This window comes from Silvanigrella paludirubra (assembly GCF_009208775.1).
Taxonomy (GTDB): Bacteria; Bdellovibrionota_B; Oligoflexia; order Silvanigrellales; family Silvanigrellaceae; genus Silvanigrella; species Silvanigrella paludirubra.
In genome coordinates, this window is the sequence record NZ_WFLM01000001.1 from 90,412 (window position 1) to 116,970 (window position 26,559).

The following is a 26,559-nucleotide window of genomic DNA, read 5'->3' on the forward strand; positions in this document are numbered from 1 at the left end:
ATTGTAGCATAGACAGTCTTGCAAGGATATTTTTCAAGTTTTTTGGTTTTATAAATTTAATAAAATCAATATGTAAGGTGTATCAGATGGATTCCAAGCGCGGACTATTTTTGGTTATTTGTGATGACCCCGAACTTGCCTCAACTTTAGTACATATTCAAAAAAATATGGATATAAAGGTTTGGCTTCCAAATAAACAAAATCAATTACAAACCTCTCTGATTGAGGCCTGTGAAGATTCTGATAAAGTTGATGATATTCTAGTAAAAGGCGATATTACCAAGCCGTCCTTTTTTTCTCAATGGAAAGAATACGATCCTATTTGTGTTGTTTTATCCTTAAAGGATAATGACAAGTATTCTAATGTTAGAGAAATGTTATTAGAAGAATTACCAGAGTCTCGAATTTTATCTTTTCAAATTGGACATCCCGAGGAAGTACCTCGAAAACTTGTCGATAATGATCGAGAATTGGTGCTTTCCTGGACCGAGCTTTTAAGTCGACCTATTAGTGCTGAATTAAGGCACATTGAAAGTACTCATCGAGTAAAAGAAATCCGAGATATTTTGATGGAAGGTGATAAAATAGCCCTTCTTCTGCAACCCGATCCCGATCCTGATGGTTTAGCTTCTGCTCTTGCGCTAAGATGTTTGCTTGGGCGTAACAAAGTTTCCACTCCTATTTGTAGTTTTGGTAAAGTAACAAGACCAGAAAATATAGCTATGATGCAACTTCTTGACCTTGAAGTTATCACTATAAAACCAGAAGACCTTATAAATTATGATAAAGTAGCAATGTTAGATACACAGCCAGCCCATTTTACTGTTACTTTGCCAAGAGTCGATGTTATTATAGACCACCATCCCATGGTAGCAAATTATTCTCACATTCCTTACTGTGATATTCGCTCAAAATATGGGGCTACCTCTACTATTTTAACTGAATATTTAAGGGCTGCAGCGGTAAATATTGGGCAACGTCTTGCGACGGCCTTATTATATGGAATTAAAGCAGATACATTGCATTTAAATAGAGAAGTAATTGATGCCGATTTATATGCATTTGTTTCTTTATATCCAGACATTAATTATAATTTATTAAGGCGAATGGAAAAACCTGAGCTTCCTATGAGATTTGCTCCTGTATTAGCAAATGCATTATTAAATATGGCCTTTCAAGATAAAATTTTAGTAAGTTTTATTGGTAATGTTGAGCGTGAAGATCTTATTCCACAAGTTGCCGATTTTATGCTTCAATTTGAAAATATAGAATGGGTTGTTTGTGTCGGTATTTTTGAAAATAATATAGTAATGAGTGTTAGAAATGTTGGTTATGTAAAAAATGCTGGTGATGTTGTAAGACGAATTTTAAATGGAATTGGAAGTGGTGGTGGTCATAGAACGATGGCAAAAGCAATATTTCCTGTTGCAGGTTGGAAAGATAAATTTGGAAGTATTACTGAAGAAAATATTCGTTCTACTGTTCTTAACCTTTTTCTCGAGGAAGCTACATGAGTTTCTTTTTAGCAAATTATTTATCTAAACAAGATACAAATATAAAACCTTTACATGTTGGCTTTGGATTTTATGGTGAAGAAATACAAAAAAGACTTGGGAAATTAAAAAAAATTGAAATAGAAACTAATGCTGAAACTGAACTTAAAATGGAGACATCTTTTATAGATAAAACTTCATCTAAAATGATCTCTTCATTTGATGAAAATATATCTACAACAATTCCGAATTCAGATAATAAAAATAAAACAGATGAAAATGAAATTTCTCAAAATAAATTTTTAGATAATCAAAAGTTTAAATCAGAATATTACGTAAATCCCTTTTTTGCCTTTTTGGCTTGGACAATAGACGCTATTTTAGGTTTTTGCTTTTTAATTATTTCTTTGTGCATTAATTATGTATTTGTTCCAAAAGGAATATTTGTAATTTCACCGACTGTACAAAAATATTTAAGTTTTGTTACTTTAGATATAAGTGTTTTTCATACATTTTTATTTTCCTTGCAAGTTTGGTTTTTTATGGCTTTTCTTGTTTTCCTTTTTCAATATACTATCTTAGGTTTTGAAGGTTCTACTTTAGGACGATGGATATTTGGAATAGCAATTCAAAATAATAAAAACAAAGGTTTAAAAGTTTCAGAAAAAACAAAAGTATGTGCAGCTTTATCTGAGTCTTTATTATTAGGCGGAATTCTATCCTTTATTTTCATTGTGATATCCCCATCTCGTGTTCCTATCTTTTTCTGGATGCGCTACTCTTCAAAAAAATAAATAATCACTTTTGAGTTTAAATATTTCATGATAATGATATACGACCGAATGTTATTTATCGTTTTTTAATTTTGAAAATATAGTTATTTAGAGGCTCTAAGAAAATATAATAGGAATTTCTTATTATATTAACTTTTTTTGATTTTCAAATTGCATATGGAGTTAAGCTACATGTCTGATATCTCATCTTTTTATTCTGCTTTATCTATTCGTAAAGTTTTTCGTCCTCAAAATGCCGACGGTAAACAATCTCGAATTGCAGATTATTTTGCTTCTAATGTTTTTGATCTTCGTGCCATGGTAAAAAGATTATCTGCCCAAGATCTCGAAACGATGACCAAAGTAATGAAATATGGTGGAAAAATTGATGCTTCATTGGCGGAAAGAGTTGCTTCAGCAGCAAGAGAGTGGGCAATGGAAAAAGGAGCCACTCATTACTGCCATTGGTTTCAACCCCAAACAGGAGCTACTGCTGAAAAACATGATGCTTTTTTATGGTTTGATAAACAAGGAAATCCGATAGAAAGATTTACAGGACCAGAACTTCTTCAAAGTGAACCCGATGCTTCAAGTTTTCCATCAGGTGGTATCCGATCTACATTTGAGGCAAGAGGTTATACAGGATGGGATCCTTCCAGTCCTATGTTTATTATGGAAACAGAAAATGGAAAAACGCTTTATATTCCATCTGTATTTATCAGCTACCATGGTGAAGCTCTTGACTTTAAAACACCTTTGTTACGTTCTAATGGTTCACTTTCTGTAGAAGCTACAAAAACTTTACATTTAATTGGTGAAAAAAAGGTAACACACGTAACAACATCGGTTGGACCTGAGCAAGAGTTTTTTATCATTGACAAAAAACATGCTATGAAAAGGCTAGATTTACATTTATCAGGACGTACTGTTTTTGGACGTAAACCATCAAAAGGGCAAGAACTTGAAGATCATTATTTTGGTCATATTCCAAGTCGTGTTCAATCCTTTTTTAATGAATTAGAAGTTGAATTATATAAATTAGGTGTCCCAGTTAAAACAAGACATAATGAAGTGGCACCAGGTCAATTTGAAATTGCTCCAATTTATGAAGGCTCCAATATTGCCGCTGATCATAATCAACTTGCATTAAAATGTATAAAAAGTGTTGCATTAAAAAATGGTTTTGTTGCTTTATTGCATGAAAAGCCATTTGCTGGAGTAAACGGAAGCGGAAAACATGTAAACTGGTCCATGAGTGATTCATTAGGAAGAAACTTATTGGATCCAGGGGCAACTCCGCACGAAAACTTAGTCTTTTTAACTTTTTTATGCGGAATTTTACAAGGAATTAATGATAATGCAGACGTATTAAGAGCTTCTATTGCTTCTGCAGGTAATGATCACAGACTTGGCGCAAATGAAGCTCCTCCCGCTATCATCTCTGCTTTTTTAGGTAACACTCTAGATAAAATTTTAAATGCAATTGAATCTGGATCTGCTGATAAAGTAAACGCCGAAAAAATTATGATCGATCTTGGTGTTTCTCATGTTCAAGAAGTTGCTAAAGATAATACAGACCGCAATCGTACTTCTCCTTTTGCATTTACAGGAAACAAGTTTGAATTTAGAGCTGTTGGTTCAAGTGCACCCATAAATTATCCTACAGCTATTTTAAATGCCGCTGTTCATGATGGATTAACAAAAATAAATAAAAAACTAGAAGAAAAAGCTGTCAATGGAGTTGTTTCTGATAACGATTTATTGCTCATTCTTCGTGAAGTTATTATTCAAACTAAAAAAATCCGTTTTGAAGGAAATGGATATTCTCAAGAATGGCGTGATGAAGCTGCTCAAAGGGGATTATCTAATTATTCAAAAACGCCAGATGCTCTTATGGTATTAGCTGATAAAGAAAAAACAAAATTTTTGAAAAATGCGGGAGTATTTAATACAGAAGACATATTGAGTAGACTTGCAATTCAACAAGAGCGTTACATTAAACAATGTCTAATTGAAGTGAATTGTGCAATTGAAATGGCACAAACTTTAGTTTTGCCCGTTTGTATAGAATTTCATTCAAAACTAATGAAAAATGCAAAACTTTCTTCTGAAATAAGTTGTTCGTCTCCATCTAAAAAAATGGCGGAGCGTTTTGGAGATGACATCAGTCATGTATGGAGCACTCTAGAAGCACTTAAAATACAAGTTGAAAAAATTACATCTGGTGATGCCCTCGATCATCATCATTTAGAAAAAACAAGTAAGATTATTTCAGAAGTATTAATGCTGAAACTTGAAGATCTCCGAAGTGCGGTAGATACGGTAGAAGCATTTGTGCCAAATGATTTGTGGCCTTATCCTAAATATTCAGATATGATTTTTGGAATTGAATAAATATATTTATTTCATGAAAAAGATTTAATAATTGCAGCCTGTTCTTACTTTGTTAGGAAATTTTACTAATAGAGCCTGCAGTGCTGCTAAAATTTTAAGATTATCAAAATCCGTATCTAAATTAATGACTGAACCTTTAAAATCAGATTTGCTATCAGGTGAGTTTTTAGTATCACGTTTAGAGCGATTATCTGCAATGCTATTTGATTCTTTAACTCTATGATTTAAATATTCACCTGGTAAATAATGCATTAAGAATGAATGTATTGCAAAATTTGTTTTTTTAATATCAAACATATCATTTTTAACACCTTTATTACCAAAATTATTTGCTAATTGAAGAGACTCTAAGTCTGATATTCTTGTTTTATTTAAATTATATTCAAATTTGAGAAGTTTTTTAGTTAAACTTTTTACGGATATTTTATCTAATCTAATGTCATATCCAAATTCAAATAAGCGAATTTGAAGAAGCAAAGGAGAAATATTTCCTTTTAAACTTTTTTTAATATTTTCAGTTTGAATTTGTATTTCTTCATCTGTAGCCCATGCGCCTACACCGTTTTCTGCAAGCATTTTCCATGGAAATAAAGGCCCTGGATCTAATTTTCTATCTACTGCAATGTCAGAGTGTCCTACAACACACAAAGGATCAATATTGTAACGTTTTTGAATATCTTTTGCTAATGAAACAATAAGTTTTTGTTGTTTTTCTGAAAATCCAATCCAATCCAATTCACCTTGTTTGCAATACTTTTTATTATTCTTGCATTTAAAACCTAAGTTAACAACCTCAATTCCAATCGAAATAACATTAACATTTTTTCTATTTTTCCATAAACTTGTTCCAGCGTGTTGTGCCCTTCTGTCTTCACTTACTATTTTATAAACTGTATTTCCTTTTTCAGGTACAAGCCAATGCGAACTATTCCCACCAGTTGTTAAAGATCGAAGTGATTTTTTATAAGATTGTGCTGTATAATGAAAGACTATAGAGCATATGCTTTCATTGTTAATCCGAAAAGGATAATCCTCATCTGTTAAATAATCTTCATTAATTTCATAGGGAATAAGATCGTTTGTTACTTTTTCAACAGGGGCAATTTTTTTTTCATCTAGAGCTTCTGTTTTATTGCTTTTTACTCCAGAAGAATTACAGCCAATTATAAAAAATAGTGTTATAAAATTTAATATAAAAATTTTTTTCATATCATCATTTTCCTTGGTGATGATTGTTTTTAATAAAACATAAAAAATTTTATTAAAATATACTTTTCTTCGGAAAAAATAACATGTAAATAAGAAATAATTTTAAATGTATGTTGAAAGACAAAAATCTGTCGAATTAAAATATCATAAAAATTTCCGATAACTATAAATACTGTTTGATTTTTAGTATTTATTTTGAGGTAATTCATGAAAAATAATCTTTTAAAATCCCTGTTAAGTATACCTTTTGTTAGATTATTTATCATTTCGTTAATTTCTTTTTTATTTTTGGTTTCATGTTCTGTAAGTGGTGGTAATAATAAAAATTCGACTAACGAATTGAGCAATTCTCAAAAAAATAGTCACAGTTATATATTAATTGGTGCTAAAGGAAGATTCGGTAAAGGGTCCGTTTTTAAATGCACTCTTGATGGCTATGAGTGTACTGAATTTTTAGGTGGCAATATGAGGTTTCAAGCGCCTTCAAAATCAGGATTGAAGCCTTTAAAGTTATTTAATGGAGATCTTTTTGGTTCTAGTGTTTTGGTTATCAAAGATAAATTGTTTATTGGAGCAATAGGACGCGATAATAAAAATGGAAATGATGCGGGGAGTATTTCTAGTGCAAATTATAAAGATGAAGTAGGCAGTGTTTTTCAATGCAATTTGAATGGTACGGAGTGCCAAGAGTTTTTAGGTGGTCATAATTCCTTTCAAACCAAATCTGAAAATTCGAGAATTAATTTAATGTCTTCTGATCATTTTGGTTCTACTTTATTTCATTCAAACAATAAAATTTATATTGGTTCTATAGGTAGAGATAATAATAATAAAGATGATGTCGGTTCCATTTTTCAATGTGATTTAGATGGAAAAAATTGCAATGAATTGATTGGTGGTAAGAATAAATCAAAATTATTGAACCAATTATTAAGTGAACATGATTCCATTGGATCTAGTTTGTTTATGAATAATAGTACCATTTATGTTGGTGCTATGAATAAAAATGCAGGTAATGGCGGATTATTAAAATGCAATAATGATATTTCAAAATGTAATTACATAGATGTAAAAAATATTCATTTATCGTTAAATGATGCTTTTGGTTCTAGTTTAGTAGGTAACGAAAAAAATATTTTTGTGGGTGCTATTGGCAGAAATGGATTTCCGACAACGGATCCTAATTTGTATGATATAGGTGCTGTTTTTAAATGCGATTTAGAAGGTACAAATTGTTCTGAAATTATTGCTGGTGAAAATAAAGCGAGTGCAGCTAGTCTAGGTCTTTCTCTAAAAGATAATTTGGGCTCGAGTTTAGCTATTTTAGGAAACTATCTTTACATAGGGGCTTCTGGAAGAATCAATAATGCAAACGCAAGAACAGGAGCTGTGTTTAGATGTCAGCTTGATGGTTCTAATTGTATTGAGTTTATTGGTGGAAGAAGTAATGGAGAAGTCAATTCAGATAGCCTTGATCTCCTTGATGGTGATCTATTTGGTTCTAGTTTGGCAATTGTTTCCATGCCTTAATATCCAATTTAAAAAATAAAAGAATATGTCTTGACGATGCACTTTTATTCAAGTATCAACGTTCGGACGATTTTTAAGTTTTTCTTTCAAAAGGGTATTCTATGTCTTTTGCAATTTATCGAGTCAAAATAGACACTGAAAGCAGAAAGAAATTGCTCATTTCTAATTCATTTATTTATTGTTTTTAAAGCTCCGCATTGCGGGGCTTTTTTTTTGCTTATTTTATATTTCAGAGGAGATTTCACAATGACGGATTATGTTAAAGTAGCATCTTATGAAGGTCGTAAAGGAGAAATTCGTAAGGTTGTTCTTTTGTATTCTGGAGGCCTTGATACCTCTGTAATGTTGAAATGGATTCAAGAGTATTACAATGCCGAAGTGATTGCCTTAACGATTGATATTGGGCAACAGGCCGATAATCTTGAAGAAATACGTCAAAAAGCTTTAAAGTTAGGTGCTTTAAAAGCTTACGTCATCGATGCCAAAAAAGAATTTGCTTACCACTATTTAGCAAAAGGAATTAAGGCAAATGCTCGTTATCAAGGTGATTATCATTTAGCAACTCCTCTTGGGCGCCCTCTTCTAGCTAAAATAGCCGTAGACATTGCACGTGAAGAAAATTGTGACTGTATAGCCCATGGTTGTACAGGAAAAGGAAACGATCAGGTTCGTATTGAAGGTACTGTATTAACGCTAGCCCCAGAAATGAAAATCATTGCCCCTGTTCGTGAATGGGGAATGGGACGTGATGAAGAACTTGAATATGCTAGGGTTCATAATATTCCTGTAAAACAGACAAAAGACTCCCCTTATAGCTACGACGATAATATGTGGGGTGTTTCTGCAGAAGGAGGAGAAATTGAAAATCCGGCTCTTATTCCTAACCTTCCTGCTATTCTTCAAGTGTGCAATATTATAGAAAAAACCCCTCATGAATCCCAATTAGTAAAATTAGGCTTTTTAAGAGGAATTCCTGTTCAATTAAATGGGATAGATATGGATCTTCCTTCCATTATTCTTGAGTTAAATAAAATTGGTGCATTACATGGAGTGGGTGTGACTCATCACCTTGAAGATCGTGTAGTGGGTCTCAAAGTTCGTGGGGTATATGAATCTCCTGCAGCACACACCATTATTCGTGCGCATGAAACTCTTGAAAAATTTGTCTGCACAAGACAAGAAAATGAATTTAAATCTGTTGTGGATCAAAAATGGGGCTATTTATGTTATGGCGCTTTATGGCATGAGCCTTTAATGGATGATTTAAATGCATTTATTGAAAAAATAAATGAAAAAGTAACAGGTTTAGTAACAATAAAGTTATTTAAAGGTAGAGCGGACGTTGTTGCTGTTGAAACTCCAAATAGTATTTTTGATGAAAAACTTGCAACATTTATGAAAAGTAACGCGTTTAACCAAAATGCTTCTGCAGGATTTACAGAAATTTATACAATGCAAATGCGTCTTTCACAAGAAAAAGAACGTTATGCACTTGTTTCCGTAGGTGGCGATGAAAATAAAGAAAAATTTGCGCCTTTAATTGCAGAACTTCAAAAACAAGGCTTTTTATTATTCGCCACAAAAGGAACGCATGCTTATTTAGCAAAACAAGGTGTAAAAAGTATTCTTGTGCATAAAGCAAATGAAGAAAGTCATAAGCCTAACTTAATCGATCTTTTAAAACAAAATAGATTTGATCTTGTTGTTAATGTTCCTACACCTTCAAAGCCAATTAGTGAAGAAATTGATGGAAAAAATATTCGCAATTGGAGTGTAAAAAACGGTGTTCAACTTATAACGGATTATGAAGTATTTAAAGTTACAGTTGAAAAAATGGCAAAATCTGCTAAATCAGGTTTGTCTAAATTATCTGAATCAACTAAAAAACCAGCTTTACTTTAATAGGAAATAATATGTGGAATCCTTTATCTAAGTTAACAGGAATGATTTCTGGTCATGGTGGTTTTGTTAATGCCCATGCTCATTTTGATAGAGCATATTCTGTTTCTATTGAAGATTTTACAAATACTCAAGGTAACATTAATAGCCAATTACAAGAAAAATGGAAGTTGGTTGATCGTTTTAAATCCCAAGCAACAGAAGACATTTATTTCCAACATATTTCTTCTGCTTTAAGGTTACAAAATGAACAAGGTGTGCGCCATTGTTTATCTTTTATTGATTGTGATCCTGTTGCCGGTGAAAGAGCTTTAATTGCTGCAAAACGTGCAAAAGAGTTTGCTGCAAAAGAATTAAAAATGAGATTTTTAATTGCCTGTCAAACATTAAAAGGTGTTGTTGATAAAGAAGCGCGTGCTTGGTTTGAAAAATCTTTAGAGCATGTCGATATCATAGGTGGATTGCCTGGTGCTGATGCAGGCAAAGAAGAAGAACATATCCGTATTTTATTAGCAGCTTCTAAAGAAACAGGAAAACGTGTTCATATTCATGTTGACCAATTAAATTCTGCTGAAGAAAAAGAAACAGAATTATTGGCGCGTAAGGTAATTGAATTTGGGCTTGAAGGTAAAGTAACAGCTGTTCACGGGATTTCAATTGCAGCCCATTCAAAATCTTATCGTCAAGAATTATATAAACTTTGTCGCGATGCGGGTCTCAGTTTTGTTGCTTGTCCGACAGCATGGATTGATAGTAGAAGAAATGAAACTTTGTCACCAACACACAACTCAGTAACACCTATTGATGAAATGATTCCTGCTGGTTTAACAGTGGCATTAGGATCAGATAATATTTGTGATATTTATAAACCGTATGCAGATGGAAATATGCTAACGGAACTAAGAGTGTTACTAGAATCTACTCATTTTTATGAAATGGATGAGCTATTAAAAATTGCAACATCGAATGGTTTAAAAGTATTGGGGCTAACTTAAAATGTATAATGCTTCAGCATCTTATGAAGAAAATTATAAAAATGGACCTGATCCAAAGTATTTAAAAGAAGGCAAGTTTCCTTTTGTTAAATACACAAAAAAACCTCGTTATGAATTTTTAGGAGTGCCTCTTCATATCCCTTTTGGTGTGGCAGCAGGCCCCTTATTAAATGCCTCTTATGTAAAAGCCGCTTTAAATGCTGGCTTTTGTTTACCAGTATATAAGACGGTGCGATCACGGGAATGGGAATGTAACAAATGGCCTAATGTTTTATCAATCAATTCAAATCAAAAATCGATCTTTTCAAATGATCAAAATGATGTGATTGGAACTCCCTTTCAAGATAAAGATTATTTTTCTAAATCAATTTCGATTTCAAATTCTTTTGGTGTCCCAAGCCAAGCACCAGAAGTATGGAAAAAAGATTTTCTAACTTTAAATGAAAAACAAACTTTAGGATATGGAGTTGTATTAAGCTTTCAAGGTTCAAGAGAAGAAATGTCTTCCAGTAAAGAAACAAAAGAAGCTTTTTATTTTGACATACAAAAAACAATCCGTTTGGCTTTAGATTGTATTAAAAACTCACCATCTTCGATTTTAGAAATTAATTTAAGCTGTCCCAATGAAGTACATTCTCCATTATATAAAGATTTACCTAGTGCATTAAAAGCAATTCAGTGCGCTCATCAAGTTTTAAATGAAGAAAAATCAGATGTAAAACTTGTTGCTAAAATAGGTGCTTTGAGTCCAGAAGAAACAATGAAATTTGTTTCAGAGACAGCTGGGATGCTACATGCTATTAGTGCAATAAATACAGTTTCTGCTAATATTAGAAATATAAATGGCAAAATAGCACTTGGAAGTGGTTCGTTGTCTGGTGGTGTTTGTGGTTCTCTCATATTTGATCAAGGTATATCCATGGTTTCTACATTGGCTGAAACGCGATCAAAATTAGGGATCCGTTCAAATCAGCTCGGAATTATAGGAGTTGGTGGGGTTGTGAGTATCAAAGAATTTCAATCTTATCTTTCTGCGGGAGCCGATCTTGTTCAAGCAGCTACAGGTATGATGTGGAATTTAAATTTAGCATCGGAAGTAGCAGACTATCTTCAGGTGCCTTATGAAAAAAGCGAGGAGATTCCTTCATGATTCTAGATTCTGAAACCCATGAAATTGTGAGGGGTTTTTTTGAGACAAAAGTGTTACAAATTAGTACAAATCCAATGTTTAAGTTAACAAGTGGCAAGGAGTCGCCTGTTTATTTAGATCATCGAAAAATATTTTCAAATGTTTCTTTACGAAAAAAAATTATAACAAAGTGGGCTGAATTCTTAAAAACAGAATTTCCTTTTATGTTTGATTCGGGAAATGTTGTATTTGCAGGAACGGCAACGGCAGGGATCGCTCCTGCTTATGCTTTAGCAGAATATTTTAATGCTGGCTTTGTTTATGTTAGAAGTAAACCTAAGCAACATGGGTTAACTTCCGTCATTGAAGGAACTTTACCATCAAATTCAAATATATTTGTAATTGATGATATGATTACAACGGGTGGAAGTGTGATTCAAGCTGTAGATTATATAAAAATGGAGCCTATTAAATCTGTTGTTGCTTCAAGTATATCAACTCATAATTTAAAAAAATCGAGTGATTTTTTTAATTCTAAACATATCGTATATAAAAGTTTGTTTAAAACAACTGATTTATTCGACATTGCCTATGCAAAAGATTTTATAAATGGTCGTGAAATGAAATTGATAATGGAGTGGCTAACTCAACTTGATGAATAATAAAAACACATTTAATTATTTTCTCTATATCTGGGAAAAAGATTATCGCTCCATTTTACAAGGAACAAGAACAGCTTTTGCTGTTCTTTGTGTTATTATTATTTATTTATTCGTCAAAGATTCATCCTTGTTTTTTATGGGGATTTGTGCGTTAGGTTTATGTCAGTCAAATGCTCGTTCTTTGTATTGGCGCTTTGAAATTAATATGTTGCTTTCTTTTTTAATTTCAACAGTTGCTCTAGCTATTTCTTATCCTTATACATTAAACATTATTTCCATTTATTTTTATGTTTTTGTATTAACTTTTTTAATGTATGTATTTACTTATTTCAAAATTGGATCTGTTTTTTCATTATGGGTTTATTTAATTCCATTATATTCAATTTTATCTGTAAAAAGTGGACATGAACTTATTAAAAACATTTACATGAACATTATAGCTTTTTCTATTTGTTATTTTATTTGTATTGTTTTAATGCCACCAAAACTTCGCAAGGAATGTTTTTTAGAAACAAAATCTATTTTGAGGGAACTTTCGTTTTATATAGAAATAGTAGAGAATTACACTTTTGATAAATCTGATAAATATTCTTTACAATTGACCAAAAGAAGAGAAAAAATATTTTTACGGCTTCAAAGTTTAAGACTTATGATGAATGATATAAATATGTATCGAAGAAATCGTAAGAGTGCTAAAAAAAATGAATTATTACCATATTATATTATGTCGGTTTTAACAGAAAGATTTATTGAAAATACCATAGGAATTTCTATTAAAATAAGATTATTAAATGTTCCATTTGAATATGAGCCTGTTGTAAGAAGATTATTTGCTTTAATTCATAAGACAAATAATGATATGCTTAAGTTTTTAGATAATAGAAAAAAATATAATACAAAAGAACTAGGCTTTCTTTATGAAAAAATTTATTTAGATGCGTTGGTTGAAGTTAAAAAAATTGAAAAAATTGGAAAAAATTTTGTTCACGATGAATTATTTAATGAAATATTTTCAAATGCATATCAATTAAAAGATAATATAAGTTTACTTAATTCAGAATTTAAATTTCTATGTAAAAAAGAGTAAAAAATGTTTTTAACCGATGTTTTTAAGAATTTTTTTTCTTTCATTTTCAATTTTAAAATATCTGATATAAGGCAAGCATGGCGAGCATCTATAGTATGTATAGTTTGTTTATATGTAAATCATAAATGGCTAAAAGGTGAATATCCTGGATGGGTATTAGTTACAGCTATTGTTTGTTTGCAAAGTAATTTTGGAGCTACTTTAAAAAGAGCAAAACAAAGGGTTTTAGGAACTGTTTTAGGTTGTGCTCTTGCTTTTTTATTAACTTTTTTATTTCCAGATAACGTTACAATATCTGTTATTTTATTATTAATTTCATTGTTATTAGCAATTTATAATTCAGTTTATAATAATAATTCTTATACTTATACTGTTTTTTTCTTTACATTTGGATTGATTGCTTTGATCTCTGCATTATTTCATAATGGAGCAGAATTTGCTATTTTAAGAATTGAAGATGTAGCACTAGGAGCTTTAATTGGAACTTTAGCTTCATTTTTATTATGGCCCGATTTTGCAAAAAAAACATTTAAAGATGATCTTTTGCAAGTTGTTTCTGAGCTTGAAAATCTTTTTCAATTTATAATAAATTGGAGTGCTGGCGAAATAAAAGAAGACAAAGTTTATATTCAAAAAGTTTTATCAGCAACTAATAATCAAAATGCAAGAATTAAAATTTCAGAAATTTATCATGAACTTGGAAAAAAAAATTATCCTTTAAAAGAATATGAAGATTTTATTTTATCACAAGAAAGAATACATTTTTCTTTATTGAATATATATAACTCTCTTAGAATTAATTCTTATGAAAAAAGAAAAGAAAGTCTTCCTTTTGTTTATGAGCAATTAAATTCCATTCAAAACTATTTTCGTATTTGTGTTGCTCGTTTACCGCTTTCAAAAGAAAAGGCGGTTGTTCTTATGGGAACTGTAGATGAGTTAAATCTTTTAGAAAATCTTGAAAAAGAGGCTATTAAAAATTTATACGATCATCGTGGTAAAACAACATCATTTGATATGATAAAATACCGTGCTCTATTAATAAGGTTGCTGCAAGAAGTGAAATCTATGAACATAGAAATAAATAAGATATTAGAATATTATGTCCAGCCTAGGCTCTAAGAATTAACTAAAATCATAAATTCTATTGATATTTTACATTTTTAGTCTTTTTAAAGTTGATATACAGACTCTATGTATGGCAAGCTGCAATCTCTATTTTTTACTGTTTCTGATGGAGACGTACTTATGCATCTTATTGGGTTTGATATTGGTGGAACAAAAGTAGAGGCTATGCTGATATTCATTGGTAAGCTAAAAAAGGAGGAATCCTTTATCTCTTCTTTTGAGTTCCAAAAATCATCAGGAGACATTGTCCCAGGATATGTCCTTTATAAAAAAAGAGTAGCAACGGAAAGGCATAATGGATACGTACAATTAATAGATAAAATGGCTTTATTAGCTAAAGAAGTATGTGCCGAAAAAAATGTCGATTTACATTCATTATCTGGTATTGGACTCAGTGTGCCAGGTCCTGTTGATCCCAAGTCGGAACTAGTCACATCAAGTAATACAATGATCTTAGTCGGTCATAATTTACACCAAGATCTTCGTGATAAATTAAAAGTAACATTTCCTATTATTTCTGAAAACGATGCCAATTGTTTTGCTTTAGCAGAAACTCTTTGCGGGGCAGGTCTCGATTACTTTAAAAAGACAGGAATACCTGTAAATAAACAAGTTAGTATTGGTCTTATTTTAGGTTCAGGCTTTGGTGGTGGTATTGTCGTTAATGGAAAAGCGGTAACAGGTCGTAGAGGGGGAGCAGGAGAAGTTGGGCATATGACTCTTTATCCTGGTGGCAGTCCTTGTTATTGCGGCCGTGCTGGTTGTGCCGAACAATATTTATGTGGACCTGCATTAGAGGCTGCTTTAAATAATCGAATTTATTCTCAAATTGAAAAGCGTCCTGGTGCTGCTGAAATATTTGAACTTTATGAAGCACAAGATCCTATCGCACTTGCTGTCGTGAAAAGGTATAAATCAGATCTCGCTTTCTTTTTAGGAACCTTAACTTGTATGCTTGATCCTCATTATTTTGTTTTAGGAGGAGGATTAAGTTTACAAGACGTCATTTATGAAGGTCTTGAGAAAAAAATTGGTGAAAATACGTACCTTCCTGAACAAGCTATTTCTATTTATAAGCATAAAATAGGAGATTCAGCAGGTGCTATTGGAGCAGCTTTGGTTGTTTTAGAGCAAAATAATCTACATTTTTAAAAATAAATGTATTTGATATAAAATTTAATATTGCTAAATAATAATTTCTAAATTTTTTCGAAGCTGTTTTAGTATTTTTGTGAGCAATTCTTTATCATTTTCAGGAAGGTCTTTTAAAACTTTGGGGCGTATTTTTTCGCTTACTTTAAAAGCATCTGTAAGTTTGTTTTCGCCTGTTTCTGTTAAATGCAAACTTTTTGCTCGTTTATCTTTATTGTCATCTTGTTTCTGCAACCATTTTTTTTGTTCCATATTTTCTAGAGATCGAGTTAAACTTTGAGGCTCTACGTCCATGATCAATGCTAAATCAGCCTGTCTTATTCCAGGGTTTCTTCCAATATAAACTAAAATTCTTCTTTCTAGTCTGCTCAGATCATATTCTTTCCCCAGTTCATCTAATTTGTTTCTCCAAAGATTAATCGTGTCTATAAAATAAAACTCTAAAATCGCATCTATACTCAAATTTTCAGTTTTAAATTTTGGAATGGAAGCTATTTTCTCAGAAGGCAATAATTCAAGATTTTCCATGTTTATCTCCTGTTGAGTATTAAAAACGCAAAGATCTGATCAAGTCCTGTATGGAACCACTACTAAGAAGAATAAATATAACTGGAAAAATAAAGAAAACCAGAGGAAAGACCATTTTTACAGGAGCTTGAGCCGTCATTTCGTCTAATTTGAGGTTTGCCTGAGTCCTCATATTTTTACTTAATTCAGTTAAATTTTTTTGGAGTGACGTTCCTAGTTTTAATGAGATAATTATATTTTCAATAATTTCGTCGTAAAATGGATTATTTTTTTTACCAGTTGACTTTTGGAGAGCTGTCATAAAGGAACAACCTACGGAATATCGTGTTAGGGCTTCCTTTGCTGATTTCTTGATAATGGGATTAATGGTAAATGTTGTTGCATTTTCAAATGATTGATAAATGTTTTTCCCAGCATCGAGATTTAATAAAATAATATCTAAAAAATCGGCTGTTTCATGCTGAGTGAGAATAAACTCATTTTTAAGAAAAGATAAGGACAATATTTTTTTACGAAAAGATAAAGAAATTATTTTTTGAAAAATAAAAATAAAAATGAGATTCAATAATAAAGAAAAGAATAAAAATTTCATGTTATTTTAGTTGCGCCATTTTTTTTAGGATATAAAATCCAGTTGTGTTAAGTAATATCATGGTAATTAAAAGAAAAATACCTATTTTATTTTGAAAGAAAAAAAGGATGTAGGAAGGAGATATAATCCAAATTATAATTGCAATAAATAAGGGAAAAATTCCAATTATAAAAGATTGAAATCTGATTTGAGCTGTCGCTGCAGACATTTTTTTATCTAATAAAATTTTATCTGTTATTCTATTATCCATTTTTTCTAAAAGGGTTACTAAGTTTCCACTATTCACATAACCCATTTTTATCATATTTAGCAATAATAATAAATAATAAGTTTTTTTGTTTTTTTTAATAGATTTAGCAGCAGAGTAAATAGACTGATCTAAAGTCATTCCTTGGGAATAATAACGATTGATTTTATACATTGCAGTTTGAATAGGAAGGGGCCATTTTTTTTTAGATTCAATTATTTTAAACACATGAGAAAGCTGTATACCTGCTTTTAAATATGAAATCATTAATTTTATTAATTTAGGAATTTCTTCTTCCTGTTTTTTTATATGAATTTTATTTTTTATAAAAATAATAAATTCTAACGATAAAATTTTACCAACTAAAAAGGCAGGATGAATTTTAAATAATATATAAATTTCTTTTATATTTAAAAGATGCATTAAATATAATATTTGTAAAATTAATAATAATAAAAGGAAAATAAATGTCATGTTAAATTTTTTTCAAAAATAGATTTTGTTATAAAATTATTATTTTCAGATAAAGAAACCATTTGGTGTATTGCAGAAATATAGCGGTGTCCTTTTTCATTTCTAGAAAGTTGAATAATATAATGAATAGCAGAAGAAATTTGTTCCCGAATAGCACGAGATGGTAAATGGGAAGAAGCAAAAAGAACTAAAGTTTCTAATCTGCGCAGAGCGTCGACTGTTGAGTTGGAGTGTATTGTAGTCATACTACCTTCATGTCCCGTATTCATAGCCTGCAACATGTCTAATGCTTCTCCCCCTCGGCATTCTCCTATGATAATTCTATCTGGCCTCATCCTTAATGAATTTTTTAATAATTCACGAATACAAATACTGCCTTTTTGCTCAATGTTTTCTTTTCTCGTTTCCAGACGAATCACATGTGGTTGTTGTAATTTAAGTTCAGCAGAGTCTTCAATTGTAATGATTCTTTCTTTGGGACATATAAAAGAAGATAAACAATTTAATAATGTTGTTTTTCCCGTACCTGTCCCCCCCGAAATTAAAATGTTTTTCTTTGAGAGAACAATCTCTTTTAAAAGAGAAGAAATTTCATTTTCAATCGAATTTTTTTGAATAAGTTCACTAAAAGTTATGGATTTTTTTGGAAACTTACGAATCGTTAAACAAGGACCATCTAAAGATAAGGGTGGAATAATAGCATGGACACGAGATCCATCAGGTAGCCTCGCATCACAATAAGGGATACTTTCATCTATTTTTCTCCCAACTTGATTACATATTCTTTCTATAATTCCTTTTAAGTTTTCATTTGAGTCAAACTTTAAATTTGAAGAAATGATAATCCCATTTTTTTCTAAAAAGATATTTTTTGAATTATTAATCATAATTTCAGAAATAGAATCATCTTCCAATACAGACGTAATGACACCATATTGATACGATTCCGCCCAAATACACCAAATATATTTTTGAAATAATATACGATCTTCTTTATCAAAAAAATGATATTTATCCCAAAAATTTAAATTTAAATAATAACAAGTTGTTTTAAAAAAAACAAAATCATCAATTTCTTCTTTGTAAAATAAAAAATCAGAGTTATTTGAAAATTCATTTTGGATCAGTTCAAGTGTAGTTTTAAAAATTGAAGATGAGAAAATATTTGAAATTTCTTCTTCTATTGGAGGTATAAAATTAGGTTTTGAGCTGCATTCAATTATTATATTATGATTTTCAAAAGAAAATTGATTTTTTAAATAATAAACACTTTTTTTATTATCATGTTCAAAATAAATAAATCCATTATCAAGGAAAAACTGATAAAATAAATTTTTAATGCTTTTTGTTTCCAAAAAAATATCATTTTCAGAATTATTTCCAATAGATAAATAATTATTATCTGAGACTGTAGCTGATTTACTTAAATTTTTATGAATTATATTCCATTTCATTTTTTTAATCCTGGAATAAATTGAAAAGAATCATTTTTTATTATTTTTTGAATACGCTCATTTTCAATAAATTTGTTTAATGTAATTGCTTCATCTTTGTTTATCATATTGTCATTTGGATTTCTTAAAGAAATGCTAAAGTTGGCATACTGTTTCATAAATGTAATTATTTTAACTTCTTCAGGATAAATATAAAAACTTATAGAATTTGCGGAAGAAACGTTTGTTTTTTCTTCTATTTGATCATTTATTCCTACTATTTTAATGTTTTGTAAAATAGTTTCGGTCACTTTTCCAAAATTGGGAATGTTTAAATGAGCAATAAGATCGATTTTATCTCCAATTTTAAGAAGTGTTCCATAATTTCCAAAATCGATGTCCAAAACAAAAAGTCTTTTTCCATTAGGTATTTTTTCAGGGACAGAGTTTTTTTGAAAAGGACTCATAAATAAATCTTTTAATAGAGGAGTATTTTCTTTTATTGTAATTAAGATTTTTTTACCAATGTATTGGTCTATTTCATTACTATCAATAAAAAAAGAATTTGACTCGTTTGATTTTATTTCACTTAACTTAAAATCATTTTCATTTACAATCTGTCCCTGAAGCAAATTATTTTTTGCAATTAATATAGATTTCATATTTTGTTCTGGATTTGATGATTGCGAAATAGATTTAAAAATTAAAAATTGAATTAAGGTTATTATAATTGCATAAAAAGACGTTATGAATAATTTCTTTTTATTATTTCTCTTTTTTTCTAAATTATTATCTTTTAATTCATTCCATTCAATCATATTATATCCAAAAAATATTATAAGTTTTCACTATTAAAGATGTCTTCATTTTCTTTGATAGAAGTATTACCAGTAACTTTTGAAGCATTTTTTTGTGCTTTATCAGCAGCAGAATTGGCTTTTTTCTCTGACTCGCTTATTTTAGATGTATCTTGACCCGCTATGGCTCCAGCTAGAGACGCAATTTTTGATTTCATAGCGCCACCAAAAAATGCTGTTGCTGCAATAGAAGCAACGGCAATTAAACTTAGAATAATAGCGTACTCTGTTAGGCCTTGACCTAGTTCTGATTTTCTTTTTTGCATTGTTTATTGTCTCCTTTTAAAATGCAATTGATTTATTCCTTTTTTATTTTGATTCTAAAACAGATTTTATATTTTCATTCTTTTCTTTGATTTTATTGTTAAAAAAATATTTTCTCTTTTTTAAGCTCTTTTTTTTAATTTATTTCCCAAAAAAATTAGTAATTTATAAATATTTTGAAGTCGGTTAAAAGTCTCTTCCTAAAATCAAGAAAATAAATGAAATCTTGGATTCAATTTAGGATGGGGTAGATATGTTGTTTTTAAATACAAAAAAAAATAAAGCAGAATTAAATTTAAATTTGATACTTAAAAAATCAGAAAACACAAAAAAAAATATAGTATCATTGCTTATTCCAAAAAATCATTCTGAAAAAAAAGTAGGATTATTAAATCATATGAGTCTTCTTTCTAATGAAGGTTTATTATATAAAAATACTTATTTGTTTCATACCTTTGGTATGTTTTTTCCAATTGGTATAATTTGTTTTGATAAAAGTCATAAAATATTATCAAAACCAATTGTTATTCAAAAAAATTGTTTATTTATTGTTCCCTTTAAAACAAAATATGTTGCAGAGGTAAATCATGAAATTATTGATAAAATAAATGATAGTCATTATTCCGATAAAGTCATAGTATATAAAAATAAATTATTTTTTTATATTTTCAAATATTTGAAACAAATTTTATGTTTACATCTCTTTATATTTAGTTGTTTAATTTTTATGGCAGCCTATGCTGAGGATAGCTTAAAACTATCTTTAGGGCGTGATAAAACAATTGATCTTGGAAATGCACCTCAGAGTATTCAAAATTCAGACCCTGATATCCTTGATATACAGAGAGTAGGTTTGACAAATTCCATTAAATTAATTCCAAAACAAAATGGAAAAGTTAAATTAATTATTCAATATACGGGCGGTATTGAAAATATATGGAATATCCAAATTGGAAAAGAAGATAATTCTTATTCATCTAATTTAGGTGATATTTATACAGAAAATCAAAATTTATCTCTTCAAGTCATGGCTCGTTCCTTAAATCAAATATCTGGGATAAAATATCAAATTAAAAATGGAAAAATAATTATTTTAGGTCATATTACAGATTATGAATCCTTTCGTAAGTTAGTGGTAGCTGTTGTTTCTAAACCAAATGTTTTTTTTCCTGCCTATAGTTTATCAAAAGAAATTGAAAATGCTGTTTTTAAATCAATTCAATCTGATTTAAAGTTATTTGGTGAAAGAGATTTGAGAATATTAAATAAATCAGGATTGTATTCTTTATCTGGAGTTCCTTCTTCGCCAATAGGAAAAAATAAATCTTGGCAATTTTTAAGTGCTTTAATTCCAAATTTAATTGATTCTACAAGTAATATGACAGGTGATAGTGCTATTATTCAAGTAAATCTTGAGTTTTTAGAAGTAGGAAAATCCGAAAAAATTGGGGCTGGTTTTCAGCAACCAGGAATGAATCAATCCATATCAGGTAGCTTATCTTTTGCTCCTAATTTATTATCCTCTGGAATATCACAACCTACATTACAAATCGCACCTTTAACAACTTTATTAAAGGCATTACAAGAACGATCCTATGCAAGAAATTTAGCAAAGCCTGTTGTCATTACTCGTTCGGGAGAAAAAGCATCTTTTCTTGCTGGTGGTGAAGTTCCTATCGTAAGTTCATCCTTTAATACAAATGGACAAAGTTCAAGTGTTTCCTATAAACCTTTCGGAATTTTGTTTCACGTTACCCCAAATTTGCAAACAGATGGATCTATTTGGTTAAAATTAGATTTAGAAGTAAGTGATATATCAGAACAACTCAGTTATCAAAATGTACCTGGTTTTACAACAAGAAGAGTCAATACAAATATCATTTTAAAAGATAAAAAATATGCAATTTTAAGCGGATTAGTCCAGACTAAAAATTCAAAAAATGTTGAAAGATTTCCAATTTTAGGAAGCATTCCTATTATTGGCGAATTGTTTAAAAGTAGAAGATTTAAAGATGATGAGTCTGAATTATGGGTTGCCGTTTCTGCTATGAGAGGTGACTTATTAGATGAAGATAAAGATGTTCAAGCCTTAATTGAGAATAAGTTTGCAAGTTTCAAAAAAAATATTACTGGAAGTTTATTAGATTAAGGAATAAATATGATTTTAATTTACGACTATAATAATTCAATATTACATTTTAGTTATTGTAATAAGGATGAGACTAGCCCTTATAGAGGTATTTTAATTAAATCTTTTGAGAAAATATGTTTTGAAAATAACGTATTTTGTTTGGTTTTAAATCTAAAATTGAAAAACAGTATTTTTATTCCTGACTTTCGTTATTATCTTAAAAATAAATTTTTTAAATTAGTTATTTTATATTTTTTTGTATTCATTTATAAAATTTATCTTTTTTGTAATTTTATCTCTTTAAAATTAAGTAAAATTAATTATAAAAATAAAAAAATTATGAATCATTTTGTAATAATAATTATTTTACTTATATGCTTATTTCGTTTTATTATATGCGGTTTTTATGTAGATAAAAATAAAAATGAGGAAAAATTAAACATTTCTTTATTAGATTGGAGAAAAATAATTTTCCAAATGCCAATTAATAAATCTATTGAAGTAAACAAATTTTTTTATTTTGAAAGTAATTTTCCAATTATTAAAGGAATTCATGATTTTTATGTTCTGCCCATTCAGTTAGAGAATTTAAATAAGGATTATCCGGATAGATATATTGCGGTCTCATTTAAAGAGATAATATCAATGGATAAAAAATTAAATTTAATTAAACTATCAAATAAATTTAGTTGTTTAAATGAAAATAAAGATAGTTATTTTATTTTTTTAATTCATAAAAATATTGATATACTTTTATTTGAAAAAAAAAGTCAGGTTTCTAATATTCAAAAATTTATTTTAGTTCCTCAATCAAATTTTATAGATAAAGCAAATTTGAAAAATATTTGTAATTATATTCCTCTGATTTAGGGTTTTTAATAATGATACATGAGAAATTATATATATATTCATTTAAAGACAAAATCTATTATAATGTGGAAGATTTTTTTTCTTTGTTTAAAGATATTATTTATAAAAAAATTAATAAAAATTTATTTATGATTGAAATAAAAAATAAAAAAAATATTTTAAAATTGAATGAATTTTTTATTTATAATCAAGATATTTATTGTATTGTCAATAAATCATTTTCTCTATTTGTTTTTATAGTAGGAAATTTTACAGATTATTTTTTTATTTTAAGAGATATTGAAGGTGTAAAAAAAGTATTTTTTAATTTAATATTTTTAAGGTTTATTTTCCATTTTTTATTAAAAATATTTATAAAAAATATTATTATAATAAAGTACACTATTGTATTTTTATTTTTAATTTCTTCTTTTTTTACGGAAAATGTGGTAAAAGAAAATATAGATTTAATTAAGAATAGGCATCTGATTCAAAAAAAAATATATATTGGTTATCAAAAAATTATCCAAAATGCTAAAGAAGAAAAATTATCGGATAAAAATGAAGTTATTATAAAAAGTGATATAAAAATAAATCATAATATAAATTTAAATAAAAAAAATAAATTCACAGAAAAATTAGACAAAGATACAAGGTATTTTTTAAATATTAAGAAAGGTCATAAAAAAAATGAAATTAAATAATGAAAGTGGCCAAACTTTATTTGAGTATTTAATTGTCATAATTATTATTTTATTTTTATCACTCTCAATTATAGAGATATCAAGATTATATGCTTTTAAAAATTATCTTCAAATTTTGACTCATGACTCGGCAAGTAAAATATCTCATTCTCATTTATATCTTTTAAAAAATAATCTGTTAGATGATAAAAGTAAAAATTATAAATTAGAAAAAGAAATAAAAAAAAATATAGAGCTTAATTTAAATCATTTTATGACATCGCACTTGTCATTTGATTTTAATAAGAATAATTCTTTGCTATATTTAAATGAACATAATATTTCATTAAATATAGAATTTATAAATCGTTATAATGAATTAAATACACCTGGTGTTTATATGAAAATAAATGCTTGTTTACCTGTTTTATTTTCGGGGTTTTTTCGGAATTATCTTTATCAAAAAAAGAATCTTCCGCAAATTGGAAAAAAAGTAAATGAAAAAATATCAGAAGATAAAGCAGCTTCAAGAAATTGCCTTGGTTATTATTCCTCTAATTCAATATGGACACCTTTGTTTTGGTTTCGGGTGCGCACAAGCTCCTTTTTTCCTTGGCCTGCTTCCTCATCTATTTATCAAAAAGGATTTGCAGTTCCAAATAAATTTTATGGGCTGGAAAATGATTTGAATCAAAGCACTTTGCAAGCAATTCAGAACAATAATTTAACTTTATTTTTTCAAGAATATAAAAAGGAATTTTAATGTTTAAATCTCAAAAAAATAAAAATCAAGAAGGACAAGCTTTAGTAAGTGGTCTTATACTTCTTATTTTTACTTTATTTTTTTCAATTTATTTTTTATTTATTTCGGAATCTTATTCTCGTAATTATTCTAATATTCAAAAGGCTAGAGAGTCAACGTTAAGAGAATCTTCAAAAATAGCCAATTTAATAAATCAAATCACTATAAATAATCAATTAATATTACAGTCAATATCTGTTGCTGAAGATGCCTATGCGGAGGCAGCAGAGATTGGTTTATATATCTCATTTAATCAGCCATACTGGGAAAGTTATGGAATATTAAATCAGAAAAACTATTCATTAAATCATTTATTATTATCAGATAAAACTAAAAATTCTTTAAACTTAATTTATTCTTCCCTCTTAAACAAATCTGCAAGAGGATTATTTTTAGCAAAATCTTTATCTGAAAAAAATAAAAAAATAATTGAGAAAATACCAAATCAAATCTCAATTCATTTTATTCGATCTTCAAATGCGGATGTTTTTTGTTTTTCATTGGAAAGCAGAAATAAATATTATCAAAAACCTGGATTTCATAATATCCCCATTTATGAAAATTTGTATCATTTTTATCTTGAAAAAAAAGGATGTAAGTTAACACAAAGCAGAGGTTTGTATGGTTTTTTAAATTCACAATTACCGTTGATTTTTTCTTCTGAGTCTGATGATATTCTTTCCTATAAATCATTTAACACAATATTAAATAATGATTATTATGGAATTTGGTATGTAGATCCTAATAAATATAAAGAATTTTTTAATTCTTTATATTTTCATTCTGGAAGTTTTGTCGAAGAAAACTCCAAGTTTACAGTAATTTCAAAATATCTTTCAAAAATACCTTTTTTTCAAAATATAAAAATTGATCAAAAAGAAATTTTTTCTGGTTTTTCTAAAATAATAAATGTACGAGTTACACATCCTTATTTTTATTGTCAATCAAATAAAAATCAATTTGGTGATTTTATTCTTGAAGAAGATTTTTTAAACATAGATCAATGTGCTTTTAATAAAAATTATTTTATAAAATCCTTTTTTTATCCCAATTGGATATCTCTCATTTCAAAAGAAGTTGATAAAAAATGAAATCTCTTAAATTTTATGAAAGTGGCCAGTCCTTGGTTGAAATGCTTTTTATTTTGCCCGTCTTTTTTATGATATTAGCAGGGTTTATTTTTATTTATCAAAATCAGATGCGTATTTTTAGTGATGAGAGTTCGCAAAGTGCTCTTATGCTTTCGGAATCCTATTTTGATTATGAAGAGAAACAACAAGCTCACTGGGCAAGTGCAAAAGAAGACTCGAACGATTTAATAAAGAAACAAACGGAACAAAGCTTAAATCCTAGTTCTTTTTTTAAGAAAAGTGTGGATTTAAAAAATGGTGTTTTTTTAGATAAAAAACCAATTAAAAGGCATGAGCAAATTCGGTCCTGTTCTTCTGAATCCTTGTACCAGGTTTTGCTGAAAGAGAATGGACGCTTTGAGTTGACGACATGCGCTTCGAGCTCAGCCTATGAAAATCTTGAAAGCAGGTTTGATCCCAATTATAAAGCAGACCCGCTGTCATATTATGGCTATTCGCTTTATTTCCCTCAGAGTGAATTTATTTGGTCACATCGGCAATTTGCAGCAGCATATGCGGCTCAATCCTTTTCTCAGAGTGCTCAAGGAAATCTCTTTTCGAAACAGCAAGCTTCTTTATCTCTTCCTGATAGAAGTAATTTTAATACAAACTGCTTTATGCAGCCTTTTGATCCTCAATGTTCTTTAGAGCCTGTAGCAAAAATTTTTTCGCGCACAGCAAAAGATTCTTCTAAGTTACAAATATCATTATGCTATTCAGAGGCGGCACTTGCTTGTGCTCCCACGGGACCCGCTCTCCCTGCCTGTCTTGCAGCTAAATTATCTCAAATAATCAATGCTTTAGAGCTTGGCGTAGAGTCTTGGGTTTGTCCAAATACGAATACGGCTTTGAAAGCATCCCAAAATAGGGTGCGAGAATTGATTTTTGCTTATTCTTCGATCATATTTAACAAAGAAGTTGCTTTTAGAAGCGAAATTTTGATAAATAACGCAGCAAATAAAAAAAATTAAAAAAACTTGTTACGAATGCTTGACTGATCTTGCATTCGTGTATTAGTCACAGTCCTACCAAAGGTTGGCGCTTTAGCTCAGTCGGTAGAGCAGTGGACTGAAAATCCACGTGTCCCCAGTTCGATTCTGGGAGGCGCCACCATCCTT

24 protein-coding genes and 1 tRNA gene are annotated in these 26,559 nt (G+C 29.2%); 18 read left to right on the forward strand and 7 right to left on the reverse strand.

Annotation, left to right across the window (positions count from 1 at the left end; translation table 11 throughout):
- The first annotated feature begins 86 nt into the window (after positions 1-86).
- The 3 genes from GCL60_RS00660 to GCL60_RS00670 all read left to right on the forward strand — a co-directional run bounded on the left by GCL60_RS00660 (position 87) and on the right by GCL60_RS00670 (position 4,660).
- Entirely contained in the window at positions 87-1,514 is a 1,428-nt protein-coding gene (locus tag GCL60_RS00660; RefSeq protein ID WP_153417927.1) for a DHH family phosphoesterase, read from the forward strand.
- The gene (locus GCL60_RS00665; protein ID WP_153417928.1) at positions 1,511-2,287 is read left to right on the forward strand and encodes an RDD family protein; all 777 of its coding nucleotides are present in this window, start codon (positions 1,511-1,513) and stop codon (positions 2,285-2,287) included. The genes GCL60_RS00660 and GCL60_RS00665 overlap by 4 nt, the downstream gene beginning before the upstream one ends.
- 171 nt (positions 2,288-2,458) lie before the next feature.
- A complete protein-coding gene (locus GCL60_RS00670; protein ID WP_202613978.1) occupies positions 2,459-4,660 on the forward strand; it encodes a glutamine synthetase III family protein in 2,202 nt (733 codons plus the stop codon).
- A 24-nt stretch (positions 4,661-4,684) separates the two neighbouring features.
- Here GCL60_RS00670 and GCL60_RS00675 read toward each other — a convergent pair whose 3' ends face one another.
- Positions 4,685-5,869: an N-acetylmuramoyl-L-alanine amidase gene (locus GCL60_RS00675; RefSeq protein WP_153417930.1), complete on the reverse strand. Its 1,185-nt coding sequence runs from the start codon at positions 5,867-5,869 to the stop codon at positions 4,685-4,687.
- Between the two features lie 207 nt (positions 5,870-6,076).
- Between GCL60_RS00675 and GCL60_RS00680 the strand changes: the two genes are divergently transcribed.
- From GCL60_RS00680 to GCL60_RS00715, 8 genes are all read left to right on the forward strand, one after another.
- Entirely contained in the window at positions 6,077-7,399 is a 1,323-nt protein-coding gene (locus GCL60_RS00680) for a hypothetical protein (RefSeq protein WP_153417931.1), read from the forward strand.
- 246 nt (positions 7,400-7,645) lie between these two features.
- Positions 7,646-9,301: an argininosuccinate synthase gene (locus tag GCL60_RS00685; RefSeq protein ID WP_153417932.1), complete on the forward strand. Its 1,656-nt coding sequence runs from the start codon at positions 7,646-7,648 to the stop codon at positions 9,299-9,301.
- Between the two features lie 11 nt (positions 9,302-9,312).
- Positions 9,313-10,293 carry an amidohydrolase family protein gene (locus GCL60_RS00690; protein ID WP_202613979.1) on the forward strand — a complete coding sequence of 327 codons (981 nt, stop codon included), beginning with the start codon at positions 9,313-9,315 and terminating at the stop codon, positions 10,291-10,293.
- Between the two features lies 1 nt (position 10,294).
- Positions 10,295-11,443 (forward strand): beta/alpha barrel domain-containing protein, encoded by a 1,149-nt coding sequence (locus tag GCL60_RS00695; protein ID WP_153417933.1) that lies wholly within the window; start codon positions 10,295-10,297, stop codon positions 11,441-11,443.
- Positions 11,440-12,084, forward strand: a complete 645-nt coding sequence (locus GCL60_RS00700; protein WP_153417934.1) for an orotate phosphoribosyltransferase — start codon at positions 11,440-11,442, stop codon at positions 12,082-12,084. The genes GCL60_RS00695 and GCL60_RS00700 overlap by 4 nt, the downstream gene beginning before the upstream one ends.
- On the forward strand, positions 12,077-13,171 hold the full coding sequence (locus GCL60_RS00705) for a hypothetical protein (protein ID WP_153417935.1): 1,095 nt from the start codon (positions 12,077-12,079) through the stop codon (positions 13,169-13,171). Before GCL60_RS00700 ends, GCL60_RS00705 begins: the two co-directional genes overlap by 8 nt.
- Before the next feature lie 3 nt (positions 13,172-13,174).
- Positions 13,175-14,293: an FUSC family protein gene (locus GCL60_RS00710; RefSeq protein WP_153417936.1), complete on the forward strand. Its 1,119-nt coding sequence runs from the start codon at positions 13,175-13,177 to the stop codon at positions 14,291-14,293.
- Positions 14,294-14,419: 126 nt separating this feature from the next.
- Positions 14,420-15,451 carry an ROK family protein gene (locus GCL60_RS00715; protein ID WP_161998023.1) on the forward strand — a complete coding sequence of 344 codons (1,032 nt, stop codon included), beginning with the start codon at positions 14,420-14,422 and terminating at the stop codon, positions 15,449-15,451.
- 33 nt (positions 15,452-15,484) lie between these two features.
- On the opposite strand, the gene GCL60_RS00720 is transcribed toward GCL60_RS00715, so the two are convergent.
- The 6 genes from GCL60_RS00720 to GCL60_RS00745 are packed head-to-tail and all read right to left on the reverse strand — an operon-like array spanning position 15,485 to position 19,848.
- Positions 15,485-15,979, reverse strand: a complete 495-nt coding sequence (locus GCL60_RS00720; protein WP_153417938.1) for a MarR family winged helix-turn-helix transcriptional regulator — start codon at positions 15,977-15,979, stop codon at positions 15,485-15,487.
- A gap of 19 nt (positions 15,980-15,998) precedes the next feature.
- The gene (locus tag GCL60_RS00725; RefSeq protein WP_153417939.1) at positions 15,999-16,571 is read right to left on the reverse strand and encodes a type II secretion system F family protein; all 573 of its coding nucleotides are present in this window, start codon (positions 16,569-16,571) and stop codon (positions 15,999-16,001) included.
- 1 nt (position 16,572) lies between these two features.
- Positions 16,573-17,292, reverse strand: a complete 720-nt coding sequence (locus GCL60_RS00730; RefSeq protein WP_153417940.1) for a type II secretion system F family protein — start codon at positions 17,290-17,292, stop codon at positions 16,573-16,575.
- Positions 17,289-18,746 carry a TadA family conjugal transfer-associated ATPase gene (locus GCL60_RS00735; protein ID WP_153417941.1) on the reverse strand — a complete coding sequence of 486 codons (1,458 nt, stop codon included), beginning with the start codon at positions 18,744-18,746 and terminating at the stop codon, positions 17,289-17,291. The genes GCL60_RS00730 and GCL60_RS00735 overlap by 4 nt, the downstream gene beginning before the upstream one ends.
- Positions 18,743-19,543: a Flp pilus assembly protein CpaB gene (gene cpaB, locus GCL60_RS00740; protein WP_153417942.1), complete on the reverse strand. Its 801-nt coding sequence runs from the start codon at positions 19,541-19,543 to the stop codon at positions 18,743-18,745. Before cpaB ends, GCL60_RS00735 begins: the two co-directional genes overlap by 4 nt.
- Before the next feature lie 17 nt (positions 19,544-19,560).
- Positions 19,561-19,848, reverse strand: coding sequence for a Flp family type IVb pilin (locus GCL60_RS00745; RefSeq protein WP_153417943.1), 288 nt, complete (start codon positions 19,846-19,848; stop codon positions 19,561-19,563).
- Positions 19,849-20,099: 251 nt separating this feature from the next.
- Here GCL60_RS00745 and GCL60_RS00750 point away from each other — a divergent pair, with 251 nt between their 5' ends.
- From GCL60_RS00750 to GCL60_RS00780, 7 genes are all read left to right on the forward strand, one after another.
- Positions 20,100-21,995, forward strand: coding sequence for a hypothetical protein (locus tag GCL60_RS00750; RefSeq protein WP_153417944.1), 1,896 nt, complete (start codon positions 20,100-20,102; stop codon positions 21,993-21,995).
- Positions 21,996-22,004: 9 nt separating this feature from the next.
- Positions 22,005-22,847 (forward strand): hypothetical protein, encoded by an 843-nt coding sequence (locus GCL60_RS00755; protein ID WP_153417945.1) that lies wholly within the window; start codon positions 22,005-22,007, stop codon positions 22,845-22,847.
- A gap of 11 nt (positions 22,848-22,858) precedes the next feature.
- A complete protein-coding gene (locus tag GCL60_RS00760; RefSeq protein WP_153417946.1) occupies positions 22,859-23,530 on the forward strand; it encodes a hypothetical protein in 672 nt (223 codons plus the stop codon).
- Positions 23,517-24,272: a hypothetical protein gene (locus GCL60_RS00765; protein ID WP_153417947.1), complete on the forward strand. Its 756-nt coding sequence runs from the start codon at positions 23,517-23,519 to the stop codon at positions 24,270-24,272. Before GCL60_RS00760 ends, GCL60_RS00765 begins: the two co-directional genes overlap by 14 nt.
- Positions 24,272-25,402 carry a hypothetical protein gene (locus tag GCL60_RS00770; protein ID WP_153417948.1) on the forward strand — a complete coding sequence of 377 codons (1,131 nt, stop codon included), beginning with the start codon at positions 24,272-24,274 and terminating at the stop codon, positions 25,400-25,402. Before GCL60_RS00765 ends, GCL60_RS00770 begins: the two co-directional genes overlap by 1 nt.
- Positions 25,399-26,412 (forward strand): TadE/TadG family type IV pilus assembly protein, encoded by a 1,014-nt coding sequence (locus tag GCL60_RS00775; RefSeq protein WP_153417949.1) that lies wholly within the window; start codon positions 25,399-25,401, stop codon positions 26,410-26,412. Before GCL60_RS00770 ends, GCL60_RS00775 begins: the two co-directional genes overlap by 4 nt.
- 66 nt (positions 26,413-26,478) lie before the next feature.
- Positions 26,479-26,554: transfer RNA gene (locus tag GCL60_RS00780), tRNA-Phe, on the forward strand.
- Positions 26,555-26,559: the final 5 nt, after the last annotated feature.